Origin of the sequence: Serratia inhibens (assembly GCF_003591175.1) — a bacterium.
In the GTDB taxonomy this organism is placed as follows: Bacteria; Pseudomonadota; Gammaproteobacteria; order Enterobacterales; family Enterobacteriaceae; genus Serratia; species Serratia inhibens.
Map to the genome: position 1 here is coordinate 389,347 of NZ_QYYG01000002.1, position 15,265 is coordinate 404,611.

Annotated in this window: 15 protein-coding genes; 5 read left to right on the top strand and 10 right to left on the bottom strand. The window is 61.0% G+C overall.

The annotated features are described in order from the left end of the window. Positions 1 to 2: 2 nt before the first annotated feature. The 3 genes from D4100_RS10895 to D4100_RS10905 all read left to right on the top strand — a co-directional run bounded on the left by D4100_RS10895 (position 3) and on the right by D4100_RS10905 (position 3,657). Positions 3 to 818 (top strand): ABC transporter permease, encoded by an 816-nt coding sequence (locus tag D4100_RS10895; RefSeq protein ID WP_119804342.1) that lies wholly within the window; start codon positions 3 to 5, stop codon positions 816 to 818. Between the two features lie 28 nt (positions 819 to 846). After that, a complete protein-coding gene (locus tag D4100_RS10900) occupies positions 847 to 2,250 on the top strand; it encodes an FAD-binding oxidoreductase (protein ID WP_119804343.1) in 1,404 nt (467 codons plus the stop codon). Between the two features lie 129 nt (positions 2,251 to 2,379). Next, complete coding sequence (locus D4100_RS10905; protein ID WP_119804344.1) at positions 2,380 to 3,657, top strand: OprD family porin; 1,278 nt, start codon at positions 2,380 to 2,382, stop codon at positions 3,655 to 3,657. Positions 3,658 to 3,820: 163 nt separating this feature from the next. Here D4100_RS10905 and D4100_RS10910 read toward each other — a convergent pair whose 3' ends face one another. Beyond that, positions 3,821 to 4,264, bottom strand: a complete 444-nt coding sequence (locus tag D4100_RS10910; protein WP_065506364.1) for a DMT family transporter — start codon at positions 4,262 to 4,264, stop codon at positions 3,821 to 3,823. Positions 4,265 to 4,268: 4 nt separating this feature from the next. Next, a complete protein-coding gene (locus D4100_RS10915; RefSeq protein WP_065506365.1) occupies positions 4,269 to 4,787 on the bottom strand; it encodes a GNAT family N-acetyltransferase in 519 nt (172 codons plus the stop codon). 39 nt (positions 4,788 to 4,826) lie between these two features. Here D4100_RS10915 and D4100_RS10920 point away from each other — a divergent pair, with 39 nt between their 5' ends. Continuing rightward, on the top strand, positions 4,827 to 5,396 hold the full coding sequence (locus D4100_RS10920; protein WP_065506366.1) for a helix-turn-helix domain-containing protein: 570 nt from the start codon (positions 4,827 to 4,829) through the stop codon (positions 5,394 to 5,396). 71 nt (positions 5,397 to 5,467) lie between these two features. On the opposite strand, the gene D4100_RS10925 is transcribed toward D4100_RS10920, so the two are convergent. Together D4100_RS10925 and D4100_RS10930 are read right to left on the bottom strand one after the other, a co-directional pair. Beyond that, entirely contained in the window at positions 5,468 to 6,055 is a 588-nt protein-coding gene (locus D4100_RS10925) for a nitroreductase family protein (RefSeq protein WP_119804345.1), read from the bottom strand. An 89-nt stretch (positions 6,056 to 6,144) separates the two neighbouring features. Continuing rightward, positions 6,145 to 7,023 (bottom strand): LysR substrate-binding domain-containing protein, encoded by an 879-nt coding sequence (locus D4100_RS10930; RefSeq protein ID WP_065506368.1) that lies wholly within the window; start codon positions 7,021 to 7,023, stop codon positions 6,145 to 6,147. A 121-nt stretch (positions 7,024 to 7,144) separates the two neighbouring features. On the opposite strand from D4100_RS10930, the gene D4100_RS10935 reads away from it, so the two are divergent. After that, positions 7,145 to 7,780, top strand: coding sequence for a flavodoxin family protein (locus tag D4100_RS10935; protein ID WP_119804346.1), 636 nt, complete (start codon positions 7,145 to 7,147; stop codon positions 7,778 to 7,780). 81 nt (positions 7,781 to 7,861) lie between these two features. On the opposite strand, the gene D4100_RS10940 is transcribed toward D4100_RS10935, so the two are convergent. Genes D4100_RS10940 through D4100_RS10965 form a run of 6 tightly spaced genes read right to left on the bottom strand, consistent with a single transcriptional unit; the run spans position 7,862 to position 15,147 of the window. Next, entirely contained in the window at positions 7,862 to 8,974 is a 1,113-nt protein-coding gene (locus tag D4100_RS10940) for an alkylhydroperoxidase domain protein (protein ID WP_119804347.1), read from the bottom strand. Next, positions 8,971 to 10,017 (bottom strand): putative FMN-dependent luciferase-like monooxygenase, encoded by a 1,047-nt coding sequence (locus D4100_RS10945; RefSeq protein ID WP_006319800.1) that lies wholly within the window; start codon positions 10,015 to 10,017, stop codon positions 8,971 to 8,973. Before D4100_RS10945 ends, D4100_RS10940 begins: the two co-directional genes overlap by 4 nt. Further along, positions 10,007 to 11,680, bottom strand: a complete 1,674-nt coding sequence (locus D4100_RS10950; protein ID WP_119804348.1) for a dipeptide ABC transporter ATP-binding protein — start codon at positions 11,678 to 11,680, stop codon at positions 10,007 to 10,009. Before D4100_RS10950 ends, D4100_RS10945 begins: the two co-directional genes overlap by 11 nt. Continuing rightward, entirely contained in the window at positions 11,680 to 12,570 is an 891-nt protein-coding gene (locus tag D4100_RS10955; RefSeq protein ID WP_119804349.1) for an ABC transporter permease, read from the bottom strand. The genes D4100_RS10950 and D4100_RS10955 overlap by 1 nt, the downstream gene beginning before the upstream one ends. After that, complete coding sequence (locus D4100_RS10960) at positions 12,567 to 13,511, bottom strand: ABC transporter permease (protein WP_006319803.1); 945 nt, start codon at positions 13,509 to 13,511, stop codon at positions 12,567 to 12,569. The genes D4100_RS10955 and D4100_RS10960 overlap by 4 nt, the downstream gene beginning before the upstream one ends. Positions 13,512 to 13,521: 10 nt before the next feature. Further along, positions 13,522 to 15,147, bottom strand: coding sequence for a TIGR04028 family ABC transporter substrate-binding protein (locus D4100_RS10965; protein ID WP_119804350.1), 1,626 nt, complete (start codon positions 15,145 to 15,147; stop codon positions 13,522 to 13,524). Positions 15,148 to 15,265: the final 118 nt, after the last annotated feature.

Sequence of the window (15,265 nt, forward strand, 5' to 3'; positions counted from 1 at the left end):
GTATGCAAACTCAAAAATCTTCTCCGTGGATCAATAATCCCACGTTTCGCAAGATCCTTTACCCGACACTGGTGGCGATTGTGGCGGTTTTGCTGTGGCAGGGCTGGGTCAGCTATTTCCATATCCCCCAGTTTCTGGTGCCTTCGCCGATGGTGATGCTGCAAAGTCTGTGGACCAATCTGGGTTCGCTGACGATGGCGCTGCTGTTTACGCTGAAAATTACCCTGATTTCGTTTTTGCTGTCGATTGTCATCGGTGCGGCAGTGGCGTTTGTGCTGGTACAAAACCGCTTTGTTGAAACCGCGCTGTTTCCCTACATCGTGTTTCTGCAGGTCACGCCCATTGTGGCCATCGCGCCGCTGATCATCATTTGGGTCAAGGACACCACGCTCTCTTTGGTGGTCTGCTCGACGCTGATGGCGGTATTCCCGATCATTTCCAATACCACGCAGGGGCTGCGCAGCGTGTCGCCGGGGCTGCTGAGCTACTTCCAACTGAGCCATGCCAGCCGCCTGCAAATTCTTGTTCGCCTGCGTATTCCTTCCGCGCTGCCCTACTTTTTCGGCGCGTTGCGTATTTCCAGCGGTCTGTCGTTGATCGGCGCCGTGGTGGCCGAGTTTGTGGCGGGTGCCGGCGGCAATAACACCGGCCTGGCTTATCAGATATTGCAGGCGGGGTACCAGCTCGACATTCCGCTGATGTTCGCCGCCCTGCTGTTAATTTCGCTGACCGGCATTGCGCTGTTCGGGGCGATGTCGTGGATCTCTCACCGCGCCCTCAGTGCCTGGCATGAAAGCGAAGCCGTGCAGTCTCATTAAATCATTCATTTTTGCGGGCAGGAAGAATATGGATAGTGAACAACGTAAGCGCGCGCTGGCCTTGATACAGCAGGCGCTTCCCGATCTGGAGTGGACCTTGCAAGCGCCAAAGGTCAAACGCCTTTCGCGCGATTTTCACTGGTTCAGCCCGGTGCTGAAACAGCAACTGGAACATAAGCAGGCCGATGCGGTAGTGCGCCCGCGCAGCGAAGAAGAGCTGAAGGTGTTGGTCAAAGCCTGCGTTCAGCACCGGCTGCCGCTGATCTTGCGCGGTGGCGCAACCGGCAACTACGGGCAATTGGTGCCGCTGCAGGGCGGTATCCTGGTCGACATGACCGGCTTCAACCAGGTTCTACAGCTGGGTGAAGGCGTGGTGCGCGCGCAGGCGGGGATCCGCCTGGCAGACATAGAAACGGTGACTCGCCCTGCCGGCTGGGAGCTGCGCTGCATGCCGTCGACCTATCGTCTGGCCAGCCTGGGCGGGCTTTACGGCGGCGGCTTTGGCGGCATCGGTTCGATCAACTATGGTCCACTGGCCGCACCGGGAAATGTGCTCGGCATAAAAGTGATGACCATGGAAGCCGAGCCGCGCATTCTTGAGGTTCCCGCCCCTCAGGCGCTACTGCTGCACCATGCTTACGGCAGCAACGGGATCGTGCTCGAGGTTGAGCTGGCGCTGGCGCCCACGCACCGCTGGGTAGAGCGGCTGGATGTCTTCGACGACTTTACCGACGCGCTGGATTATGCCAATGCCTTTGCCCGCTCTCCGGGCCTGGTCAAACGCCAGCTGGCGCTGCTAGCCGCCCCGATACCGAGCTATTTTAGTCATTTAAACGGGCATTATCGGGCCAGTCAGCACGCGGTCATCAGCGTGATTGCACAGGAAAGCGAAGGGCTGTGCGCCGGCCTGTTGATGAAGCACCGGGGGCACGGCGCGGTGCGCCAGGCGGCCGATGAGGCGCGGGAGGCCAATGCTTCGCTGATGGAATATTGTTGGAATCACACCACGCTGCACGCGCTGAAAGTTGACAGCTCCCTCACCTATTTACAGACGGCGTTTGATCCCGCGAATTACCGCCGGCAAATTATCGCTATGGCCGCACTGTTCGGTGATGAGGTTATTTCGCATATCGAGTTCCTGCGCGACAATGATGGAAATATAACCGCCAGCGGTTTGCAATTAGTCCGTTATTCCACCGCAGAAAGACTGAATGAAATAATGCAAATATTCCGGGACCATGACGTAAAAATAAATAACCCGCACGTTTTTCACATTGAAGACGGTAAGCAGGGTGAGATTAAACCCGAGGTGGTTTCCGTCAAACAATGCCTTGATCCCAATGGGTTAATGAATCCCGGCAAGCTTCGTGGCTGGGACGTTCGCGACACGCTGGCGTTAGATAACGACCCTCTTTTATTGACTGACCGATAAAAATAACGATGAGCGCCCCCTGCCGATTAACCGGCGGGGCGGCAGCCCTTTGCCTGTAACCCGACAAAACATTATCGGCGGTTCTTTGCTGCCGGTGGCCAACACTGATTTTTCGACAGGATGAGATGAATGAAAAGATCCCCCTTCAAGGTTGCACTGACATTGGGTGCACTCGTGGTATCACAGGCTCCGGTTATGAAGAGCGCACTGGCGGCGACACCGCCCGCTTCCGGCTGCGCCGCAGGCATGGCGGATTCACTGAGCGAGATGTTCACTTGCGGTTCGGTGCACGGCAGCCTGCGGACTCTGTATTATTCCACGCATAACGCTTATTTCTCTCCGGGCTACTCGCAAGATACTCTCAGCTACGGCGGCAGCGTTAACTATGCCTCCGCAGAATATTACGGCCTGAGCCTCGGCGTCAGCGGCATCTTCCAGCGCGGGATCTCGCACAATGACGATCACCTTGTCACCGAGCTGGGGCCGAACCAGACCGGCATCGGCGAGGCCTATCTAAGCTGGCACTATCAGGACTTCCGCATTACCGCCGGTGACCAGCGCATTAATATCCCGTTTATCGGCGACTACGACTGGCGCATCACCCCGATTCTGTTCCGTGGCATTGATGCAAACTACGGCGACGGCGACAATTTTGTGCACGCGACCAAAATCACTCGCTACAAGCCATGGGGAAATGACCGATTCCTCGACACCACCGCCTACACCGGCGCCGAAGGCCGCACTAACGGCATGTGGGGCATTGGCGGCGGGCGCGCCATCACGTTCGATAATAAAAAGCTTAACGGCCAGTTGTGGTACCAGGATTACGACGATTACACCAAAATGGTGTATGCCGACAGCTTCCTGTCGTGGTCAGAAACCCCTTACCAGCCCAAAATCGGCGTCCAGTTCATTCGCGGCCTGAGCGAAGGCAAGGCGCTGGCGGGTGACGTCAACAGCACCAGCTACGGCGTGCAGTTCGCCATGAACTTTACGCCGTCACTGAAATGGTCTCTGAACTACGACCATATCGCCTCTCACGACAATGCCTATGGCAATGGTGCGCTGGTCACCCCTTACGCGCACAATACCTCTTCCGGCCCCTACTTTGCGCAGCCGTTTTTCACCAGTACCCAGGACCTGGGCAGTGGCAACGCCTACTCAACCGACCTGAACTGGACGGCAACCGACAGCATCTCCGTTGGCGGCCGTTATTCCTTCATGGATTTAACCGCCAGTTCGGCAGCCTCCAGCAGCAATCAGTCTGAATATCTGGTTTATGGCACCTACCGTTTCGACGGCATGCTCAAAGGGCTTAGCCTGACCGATTTCGTCGGCGTTCAAACCACCTCAACGTCAGACAAAAGCTTCTGGCAGAATCGCCTGGCGTTAGTCTATGATTTTTAACCGGCATCTTGTCTTGGCAGGTTAGCGACGGCTCAACCTGCGGCAAGGCAATCCGATCGCAGTCCGGGGTGAGGTGATGCGCTGAACTCCGTACTGTTATCGGGTAACTCAATGAAGCGCCGGAAAGCCTTTACGCAGAAACTCCGGCGAGCTTTTCTCGGTTTTAAAAACTTCTTCTGGCCACCAGAAAAGCACCCACCACCAACAAAACGGCGCCGAGTAGCGCAGGCAGATTTTCGCGCAGCGCCACCGGCCCGGCCTTGTAAATATCCACCGCCAACCCCGCCACCAGTTGGCTGGCGACCAGCACCGAAATAGTGGTCGCTGCCCCCAGCTTTTGGTAGCCAAAAATGCCGGAAAAGACAAAGAACGATCCCAGCAGGCCGGGCAACAGCATCCAGATCCTGAAGTTGCCGGTCACCTCCGCCAGGGCGCTGGCGCCGTTTTTGGCGAACAGCAACGCCATCAACAGCAGCAGGCCGACGCTGGAGTTGATCACCAGGGCGATCAGGATCGTCGATGCGCTTTCGCTGATGCGCACCATCAGCAGGTTCTGGGCAACCAGGCTGACGCCTGCCGCCACCAGCAGCAATAGCATGATATTCATAGGATTAGCGGGCCGGTGGTGATTTTTCGTGATCAAGCTGCAACTGCAAAAAGGTCAAATCCAGCCATTTGCCGAATTTGGCGCCCACTTCGCTCATCCGCCCCACGTTCTGGAACCCCAGATTAAGGTGCAGTTGTATCGACGCGGTATTGCCGGATTCGATGCCCGCCACCATCACATGTTTGCCAATCACTCTCGCCTGTTCAATCAGGGCTGTCAGCAGGGTTTTCCCCACCCCGCCGCCGCGGCTGTCGTGCCGCACATACACCGAATGTTCAACGGTGTGACGATAGCCGTCCCACGCCCGCCAGTCGCCGAACGAGGCATAGCCAATCACCTCGCCCGCCTCATTGTTGGCCACCAGCACCGGATACCCCGCCGCCTGGCGTTCCGCCATCCATGCCGCACGGTTCGCCGCATCGACGGTGAGTTCATTCCAGATCGCCGTGGTGTTAAGCACGGCATCGTTATAGATAGCGGCAATACCTTCGCTATCGGTTATAGTCGCGTTACGGATAAGCATGTTGACCCCCTGGTTGACTGTCCACTATCATACTACGATATGAATAATAAATTAGACAATCTAAATCAGCGCATCGGCGCACGTATCCGCATCGAACGCGAAGCCCGCCATTGGTCCTTGTCCGATCTGGCCGAGCGGGCCGGCGTTTCGCGGGCCATGGTGCATAAAATTGAACGCGGCGACAGCAGCCCTACCGCCATGCTGCTGGCCAGGCTCTCGGGTGCCTTCGGCCTGAGCATGTCCAAACTGATTGCCCGTGCGGAAACGCAGGAAGGCCGGCTGTTGCGCCGGGAGGATCAACCGATTTGGGTCGATCCCGAAAGCGGTTACGTTCGCCGTCATGTATCCCCGCGCTCAGACATTCCGCTCGATCTGGTGCGCGTCGAACTGCCCGCCGGGGCGGAGATCCCGATGCCGGCCTCCGTCTACGCGTTCAAACGCCAGTTAATCTGGCTGCTGTCCGGCGAGCTGGTGTTCCAGGAAGGGGAAAATCGCCATGAAATGGCCGCAGGGGATTGCCTGGAACTTGGCCCACCGGCGGACTGCGTGTTCAAAAACGAGAGCGGCGAGACCTGCATTTACCTGGTTGTGGTGATGAGCAAAGCCTGAATAAAACAAAAAGCCCGCAGAGTTATCCTCTGCGGGCTTTTCCACGTCAAACGGCACTATTACTCCAGGTACTACAGGGTGAAGTTCAGCCCTTCGACCACCGTCTGCTCCAGCGGCAAGCGCCCTGAAGGGATCTCTTTTTGCTGCAGGAACTCCGGCAACAGGGATTTATCCCCCGCTTTGCCGATCGCCACCATGCCGTGCACCACATAGTTATCCGGCAGGTTCAGCGCCGCCTTGATTTTGTCGTGGTGGACGCCGCCCATGCAGTGGGTCAGCCAGCCTTTCAAGTGCGCCTGCAACGCCAGGTTCGCCCAGGCGGCACCGGCATCAAACGCATGGCTCGGGTTAGCGACTTCCTTCTCGCCGTTCAGGCTGGTGGTTTTGGAGATCACCACCACCAGCGCCGAAGCGTGCTGCGCCCAACCGCGGTTGAACTCAATCAGGAAATCCAGATAGTTGTCCCAGCTGGCCGAGCCGTGCTTGCTGTAAGCGAAACGCCAGGGCTGGATGTTATACGCCGAAGGTGACCAACGCGCCGCTTCAAAGAAGCTCAGCAGGGTTTCGTCGTCGATAGGATCATTGGCCAGCGCGCGCGGCGACCAGCGTTCAATAAACTGCGCATCAATCGGGTAATCAGAAGTTCTTGGCTGGCTCATGGACATCTCTCTCATGGGAATGGAAGACCAAATTTACCCAATATTCCCACGCCCCACACCAGAAAAATTTTTATTTTGTGCTTTATTCGCTAGCGCAATTCCTGCTGCAACCAGCCCAGAAACGCCCGCACCGGCGGGTGTCGTTCGCGCCCAGGCACGCAAAGCGCGGTATAAGCGGCGCCCGGCACGCAGATATCCGGCCGGTATGCCACCAACAGGCCGTTACGCACCAGATCGGACACCATCACCGAACTGGCCAGCACCATCCCCTGCCCGGCCACCGCCGCCTGCAGGGCATAATGCTCTTCGTCATAATCCCGCAGCGATGTGTGCCGCTGCCACCAGTCGACCCCGGCGGCCTGGCACCAGTCACGCCAGCCGTTTTCATACAGCGTTGAATCGCGCCAGCGAACGGTGATCAGCGCAGGCGTTTGCAACTGTGCGGCAGGCAACCCCGGCGCGCCGTAAACGCCAAAACGCTCTTCCATCCGCGCGGCCTGGTGCAACTGGGGGTAGCTGGCGCTGCTGTAGCGTATTGCAATGTCCACGCTGGCGTCCTGCTGCAGGTCAATCACCTCAGCGCAAGCCTCCAGACGAACCAGATAATGCGGATAGGCCTGATAAAAACGGCCCAGGCGCGGCACCAGCCACAGCGCCGCGAAAGAATGGGTAACGGAAACGCACAGCGAGCCGGCACTGGGCACCGGCCGCAGTGCATCCAGCGTATTTGCCACATCGAGTAGCGCGGTGTGTACCCCGGCGAACAAACGCTCCCCTTTCTCCGTCAGCCGCACGCCGCGCGGCACCCGGTCGAACAGTGCAAAACCCAACTGCTGCTCCAGCGCCTTGATCTGGTGCGAAACTGCGGTCGGCGTAACCGCCAGTTCCAGCGCAGCCTGTTTAAAACTGCGCAAACGGGCGGCGGATTCAAAGGTACGCAGTGCGGTAACCGGAAGCGTGGCAAACATGGTAAGCAATCCGTAGAGATGAATTCAATTCATCCTGGCAGAGAAAGCGTCATTTGTCGCCTGCACCTTGCTCCCCATAGAGTGGGGTTGACAATTTCACGCTCGGAAAACGGAGAATCACATGAATTCAACTCATCAACCCAAACGCCTTATCGTGCTGGTCGGCAGCCCGCGCCGCGACGGCAACAGCGCCGCTTTGGCGCAAGCCGTCATGGCGGGTGCCGCCGAGGCGGGTACCGGGGCCAGCCTGCATTTTCTGGATGATTATATCGGCGGATTTCTGACGGATGAGCGCCACAGCCCACCGCCGGCCGATCGCTATGGCGAACTGTTCCTGGAGCATTTTCTGCCGGCCGATGCGGCGGTGTTTTGCACCCCCATTTACTGGTACGGCATGTCGGCGCAGACCAAAGCCTTTTTCGATCGCTCTTTCAGCTATTACGCCGACGCCTACCCGGAGGCGAAGCAGGTGCATCAGCGCATGAGCGGCAAACGCATCGGGCTGGCGGTCGCCTCGGAAGAAACCTACCCCGGAGCCGCAATGGGTATCGCGCATCAGATCCAGGAGTTCAGCCGCTACTCGCATTCCGAGTTTGTCGGGGTGGTGCACGGCGCGGGCAACAGCCGGGGCGAAATCAGCCGCGATCCGCGCAATCCGCTGTTGGCCGCCCGCGATCTGGGCCGCGAGATTTTCACGCGGCCCTATTCGGATTACCGGATGGACACCCCGCGCAGCTCGCAGGTTTGGCAAAATTAAACCCATAATAAGACGGCAAAACTGCCGTCTGTGTTCATGCGCGCGAGTGGCGGTGCGGTCGATATAAGGCGGGCGTCCGCCTTAGTCGTCGAAGGGTTCGCCCAGCGTCAGCATCAGCCGGTTGGCCCAGGCAAAGAACGCCGTCGACTGCACCAGATCCAACAGCGCCAGTTCGTCCAGCCCCTGCTCGCGCAGTGCTGCCAGATGCTGAGCGTTAGCCTGCGGCGGCGTGGCGGACAGCGCGGCGGCAAAATCAATCTGCGCCCGCCAGCGCTCCCCTTGCCCCTCACTCAGTACGCCGCCCGGCGCAACCTCCAGCAGACGCTGCACCTCTTCCGTTTGTTTCGACAGTTGCGCCGCCTTGCGTGCGTGTACCGAGGCGCAATAGATACAGCCGTTGACCTTGCTGGCTACCGTCGCCGCCAGTTCGCGATCTTTACGCTCCAGCCCGCCGGGGGTGTAGAAAATCGCCCTGTCCGCCAGCGTGCGCTGTTCCAGCACCGGATGATTGCGCGCCAGCAGGCGGAAATAATCCGAATCGCTATGGCCGAAACGCGTCAACAACGCCTGGCCCGGCTCATCGAACGCCGCCAGCGGTTTGGCGGCGATCCACGGCTCCCACCCCAATTCCTGGCGGGTAAACGCCGGCGGCGCATGGCGGCCGCTCAACGTGGCAGGTGCGGTGCGCCAGGCGCCGGCCCTCACCGGGGTGCCGGTCACCTCAACCGGTTTATCGCCCAGCAGCCGGTAACCGGTCAGCAGGCGGCTTTGGAAGCTGACAAAAGCGATAAGTTGCGACAAGGTGACGATGTCGTCCAGCGACCAACCGGCCTGCCGCAACACCTGCAAATGCTGTGCGTCGGCGCTGGCGGGCTTGAACGCCAGCCGTTCGGCATGATCCAGCGCCGCCTGCCAACGCGGGCCGGCCGGTGCGCCACCTTGCCGTTGCAACAACGCCGCGTAGTGTGCGGCCAATGGTTGCCCGGCCTGCCATTCGCTGATGCGCTGCGCGATCAGCAGCCGCTGCGCCAGCGGGAAATCCCCGACGTCGGCGGGAGCAAACAGCGCCAGATAGCTGGCCTGAATGGCGTCTGTCGCCGCCTGACGCGTCGCTCTGGCCTGCGCCAGGGCCGAACCGGGTGCGATCTCTGCCAGCGCCGCCAGCAGATCTTCAGTGTTCAATGTGGCTGTCATACCTTTTCCTCAGCGGGATGTTCGTGGGAGATGGAAGCGGGGTTGCGGCGTTGCCAGCCCAGCTCCGGAGCAACATGGCGGGCGATCAGCTCGATCGAGCGCAGCACATGGGCGTGCGGCGGGTCGATCGAATGCACCTGAAACGCCAGATCGGTCACCCGTGCCAGCGCGCTGTCTTTTTGCAGCGAGGCAATCACCTGTTCCGGCGTGCCCAGGTGCACGTCAAAGGCGCGGATCAATCCGTCGAGTGATTCATCGGACGGCCGGTGGCCACTGGCGCGCAGGCGTTCCAGCCCCCGGCCAAGCCCCTGCGCGGCGAAGTCCCGCGCCTGCTGGCTGTGGTCGGTGACGAACGCCGTGCGCGAACCCATGATGCGCGGCGCGATGCCGGGCGGCAGCGCCGCCAGATAGGCGTCGATAATCGGGTTCTGCAACGCGTCCAGCGGCAAATCCGGCGCATCCGCCGGGCGCGGTTGAGTGCGCGACAGCATCAGGCCATCACCGGCCCGCCCTGCGCGCTCGCCGCCTTCCACCGAGAAAGTGGCTTGCCAGACGCGCTGCGCCAACTGCGGCGCTGCCGGATACAAGCGGTTATCCTCACCGCCCAGCGCTTCGCCGCGCCAGGCCCGCAGCAGGGTGTTGAAGTTGTCGGCAAACACCGCGTTGCGCTGTTGGGCATCGAACCCGAAGGCGCTGAACGAGGACGGGGTGCCGCCGGCGGCAATGCCAATCTCCAGCCGGCCGTCGGACAGCAGATCCAGCACCGCGGTGTCTTCCGCCACGCGAATTGCCGACTCCATCGGCAGCGTGATAACCCCGGTACCCAGCCGAATATGGCGGGTGCGCGCCGCCACCTGCGCCAGAAACACCAGCGGCGAAGGCAGGCCGCCCTCATCCTCATGGAAATGGTGCTGCGCCACCCAGGCGGTATCAAATCCGGCCCGTTCGGCATGCACGATCTGTTCGGTCGCCAGCCGGTAACGCTGTTGCGCGCTGCCCTGATCCAACAACCGGGTGAAAAAACCAAGTCTCTTACTGCTCATGGAACGCGTCCTCACTCTTTGGCTGTGCGGCATGCCAATGGCGGCCGGGAATGGCCTCAATCAGCTGACGGGTGTAATCGCTGCCCGGCATGGCGAACAGGTCACGGGTCGTGCCACCGTCCACCTGCTGGCCACGGTGCAACACCGATACGCTGTGCGAAATCTGCCGCACCGTCGCCAGGTCATGCGAGATAAACAAATAGGTCAGCCCCAACGCTTGCTGCAAATCCTGCAACAAGCGCAGGATCTGCGCCTGCACCGTCACGTCCAGCGCCGAAGTGGCTTCGTCCAGCACCAGTACCCGTGGCTGCAACACCAGTGCGCGGGCGATGGCCACCCGCTGGCGTTGGCCGCCGGACAGCTCGCGCGGCTTGCGACCAAGCAAATCGTCCGGCAACGCCACCCGTTCAAACAGCTCGCGCACACGGCGATAGCGCTCGGCTTTGCCCAGGGGTTCGAAGTTCAGCAACGGCTCTTCAATGACCTGATACAGCGTCTGCGAAGGATCGAGCGAACCGAAGGGGTTTTGGTACACCAACTGAATACGGCGACGGAACTGACGCAACGCTTCCCCCTTCAGGCGGGTGAAATCGGTGCCGTCGATAATGATTTGCCCGGCGTCCGGCCGCTGAAAACCGAGCAGGCAGCGCGCCAGCGTGGTCTTGCCGGAGCCGGATTCCCCCACCAACGCATGGGTAGTGCCGCTCTGCACGCTGAAGGACACCTGATCCAGCGCACGGTAGCTTTTGCCGCCGGAGCCGGCCAGGCGAAAGTCTTTCACCAACCCGTTGACCTGGATCGCCGGCGCTTGCGTGCCAAGGTTTAGCCGCGGCGCAGCGGCACCGGCCAACGAAGGCACATCGGCAAACAGCCGGCGGGTATAGTCGCTGGCGGGAGCGCGCAGCACCTCGGCGGTCACGCCCTGCTCCTGCACCCGGCCGTGGCGGAACACCAGCAGCCGATCGGCGCGCTCCGCCGCCACCGCCAGATCGTGGGTCACCAGTAATACCGCCGTACCGAATTCCTGCCGCAGCTCGTCAATCAAATCAAGAATGCGTTTCTGCACCGTGACGTCCAGCGCGCTGGTGGGTTCATCGGCGATAATCAACGCCGGCTGCAACGCAATGGCGATAGCGATCAGCACCCGTTGTTTCATGCCGCCGGAAAGCTCGTGCGGATACTGCCGCGCCCGCAGCTCCGGGTGCGTCAGGCCAACCCGGGTCAACAGCTCCAGCACCCGCCGCTGCACCTGCTTGCGCGGCAAGCGGCGGTGAATGTTGACGATCTCCGCCACCTGCTCACCGATGGTTTTTACCGGGTTAAGCGAGCTGGAAGGGTCTTGCGGGATCAGGCTGATTTGCGCGCCGCGCACCGCATCCAGTCGGCGTGACGACCAATGGGCAATGTCGGTGCCGTTGAGGCGGATTGCCCCCTGCTCCAGGCGGCCGTTTTCCGTCAGCAGGCCAATGATCGCCTGCGCGGTGGTGGTTTTGCCCGAGCCGGACTCACCGACCAGCGCTACCACCTCACCCGGTTGGATCGAGAACGAGACGTCGTGCACCACCCGGCGGCTGCCGGTTGCCTCCTGATAGGCGATGGAAACCTTGTCCAGCTCCAGCAGCGGCGTAGCGGCGGCGCGTTGCAATGCGGTTTGAATGCTCATCAATGCGTCCTCGCCAGTGCGCGGCTGATGCGGTTAGCCGCCAGCACCACCGCCACCACCGCCAAACCGGGGAAAGTGGTCAGCCACCAGGCGGTGGAAATGTAGTTGCGCCCTTCGGCGATCAACAGCCCCCATTCCGGCGTTGGCGGTGGCGTGCCGTAGCCGAGGAAGCTCAGGGTGGCGATCGCCAGAATGGCGCTGCCGAATTGCAGCGCCGAGAAGGCGATCACCGAGGTCAGCGAGTTCGGCAGAATGTGCCGCCACAGCACCGCCCAAAAGGTGCCGCCGCTGCCATAGCCCGCTTCGACGTAATCGCTGTGCCGCACCCGCACCACCTCCGCGCGCGCCAGGCGGGCGAAGTTGGCGACCGAGGTGATCCCGACGGCGATGGCGGCATTCACCGTGCCAAACCCCAGCAGGATAATCACGCTTAGCGACAACAGCAGACCGGGGATCGACAGCAGCACATCGACCAGGCGCATGACCGCATCGTCCGCCACGCCGCCCACCGCACCGGCAATCAGCCCGAGCGCGGTGCCCAGCAACAGGCCCAACGCCACCGCCACCAGCGCGGCGGACAGCGTTTGCGAAGCGCCATAAACCATGCGGGCGTACAAATCGCGCCCCAGTTGGTCGGTGCCCAGCCAGTGTGTACCGCCCGGTGCCAGCCGCTGCGCGCCGGCAATGCCCTCGGTGCCGCTGTAGGCGGTAAACAGCTGCGGCGCCAATGCCCACAGTACCGCGATGGCGATCACCGCCCAGGCCAGCAGCAGCGTCACCGGCACACGCCTGCGGCGGCGCGGGCGGCTGGCCGGCAAGGTGCCTTCGCTTTCCAGCCCGGCCAGATCGCGTTCCGGCACGGTCGATTTTTCAAAGGAGATACTGCTCATACGGCGGCTCCTGTCTGCGTTTTCAAGCGGGGATCCAGCAGCGGGAACAGCAGATCCACCAGCAGGTTGATGGTGACGAAGGCGGCGGCGGAAATCACCACAATCGCCTGCAACACCGCCACGTCTTGATTAAGCACCGCCTGCAGGGTCAGTTGCCCCAGCCCGCTGCGGCCAAATACGGTTTCGGTGATAAGCGCCCCGGCGATCAGTTCACCGAACAAAATGCCGGCGATGGTCAGCGCAGGCAGCATGGCGTTGCGCGCCACGTGCCGCCACAACACCCCACTGCGGCTGGCGCCTTTGGCGCGCGCCACCGCGACAAACGGCTGGGTCTGGACCTGATCGATGCTGCGGATCAGGATCTGCGCCAGCGGGGCGGAGATGGGGACCGCCAGCGTCACGATCGGCAAAATCAACCCTTCCCACTCGCCCGGATTGATCACCGGGATCAACTTGAGCTGGAATGAAAAGACCTGGATCAACACGATGCCCAGCCAGAAGGTAGGCACAGAAACAAACAGCGAGGGCAGCGATTGCAACGCCGATCTCAGCCCGCCGAAACCGCTCAAATTGGAGAGAAAGGCAATCGCCAGCGCCAGGATCAACGCCAGCGAGAAGCCCAGCACCGCCAGTTGCAGCGTGGCGGGCAGGTTGGTGGCCAGCAGGCGGGTGACCGGCACGCCGGCCTGAATCGAGTAGCCCAGATCGCCGCGCAGCACGTTACCCAGCGCGTGCAAATACTGCTGCCACAGCGACACGTTGGCCCCATAAGCGGCGCGCATGTCGGCGATTTGCGCCGGGCTTAGCCCCATGTCCGGGTTCTGAAACTTAATCAGAATCGCATCGCCGGGCAGCACCTGCAGCAGGATAAACGACAGGGTAAAGGTCGCCCACAGCACCAGCACCGCCTGCCCAATGCGCTTCGCCAAATATCGGGTCATCGTTGCCCCCTTAATGTTTCTCTAACCAGGCGCCATAGAAACTCGGGCGGCCGACCGCTTCAAAACTGACGCCCTTCAGATAAGGCGCGCCGGCAAACACCTGCGGCTCCTCAAAGAACGGGATCACATAGGCCTGATCGAGCAGGTAGTTTTGCGCCTCGCCGGCGATCTGCAGGCGTTTTTGCGCATCGACCTCGGAGGCGATACCCAGCAGCAGCGCGTTCAGCTTGTCATCGCTGAATTGGCTGTTCTTGCCGCTGCCGCCCTTTTGCAGCAGCGCATCGCGGTTGGTCGGGTAGAACTGGCTTTTAATCACGTCGGGATCGGCGCGCCCCACTTCCACCACCGTCGCCGGGGTTTTCTGCGGATCGAGGTTATCCGCCACCCGGCTGCCGGCGTCGCCGGCCAGGATGTTCAGCCGCGCACCCACCTTGCCCCACTGCTGCGAAACCAGCTGCAGCACCGCCTTGTTCTGGGGCTGCGGCAGGGATTCATACAGGTTCAGCAGCAGTTTTTTACCCTCTTTCTCGCGCAGGCCGTCGCTGCCCTTTTTCCAGCCGGCTTCATCCAGCAGGCGGTTGGCTAACTGCGGATCGAACTTCAACTTGTCGGACAGATCGACAAAACCGGCGGCGGACGAGGCGATGACCGATCTGGCCTGCGGGTAATTGGCCGAGAACAGCGTATCGACGATTTGCTTGCTGTCGGTGGCATGCAGCAGCGCTTGGCGCACCCGCAGGTCGCTCACCAGCGGGTTGTCCGGCCGGAAGGCAACGCTGTCGTTAACGCCACGCGTCGGGGCGGCGTAAATAGTGAATCCCTGATCCTGCGTCTGCTTCTCGTCATAAGCCTGAATTTGGCGAATAAAGTCTGCCTGGCCGGCCTGCAACGCGCCAATGCGCACGCTGTCTTCGCCGGTGACGATCACCTTGATGCCGTCCAGATTGGCGCGCCCCTGTTGCGCCAGTTTGGCCGGGCCCCAGTGGTAGTCCCTGCGTACGCTGAGGTCCACTTCGCGCCCCAGTGTTTCGCCGCTGACCACGAACGGGCCGGAGCCGATGATATGGCGCGCGTCGCCGAGTTCGTCGTAACTGCGGTTCAGCGTGCTGAGGGACACCAGCCCCGAGCCGATGGTGGCGGTGCCCTGCAGGAAGCCCGGCGATGAATGTTTGAAGTAAAATTTGACGGTCAGCGGGTCTATCACTTCGCTGCGGTCGTAATTGTTGATCACCTCCGACACCGGCAGGCGTTTCTCTTTATTGCCCAGGCCGTAGGTATCAAAATTCTTCGCCACCGCGTTGGCGTCCAACGGCGTGCCATCGGAGAAGGTCACGCCCGGACGCAGCTTGAAGGTGTATTCGGTTTTGTCGGCGTTGCTGCTCCAGGATTCGGCGATCCACGGCTCAATCTCCAGCGTTTTCGGGTTCTGATAGGTCAGTTTGTCGGTGATCTGGTTGAGGATGCCGCCGTTAGGGTAGAAACCGCCGGAGGGCGGATAAAGGTTGGTGTGCGCCTGCTGCTCCAGGTAGACCAGCGTGCCGCCCTGCACCGCCGCCAGCGCCGGATGAACGCTCGCCGCCAGCCCCAATGCCACTGCTATCCCGCTGGTTAATGTGTTGAAAGAGAAATTGAACATAGATTTGCCACGCCTTCTTTATTTCGGAACGTTATGGGTTTTACCCTATGAATTTCAAGCCGCAGCCAGGCGGCCAGCTCGCTCACATCAGGCGCTTACTCAGGTAAGTCACTGGGGT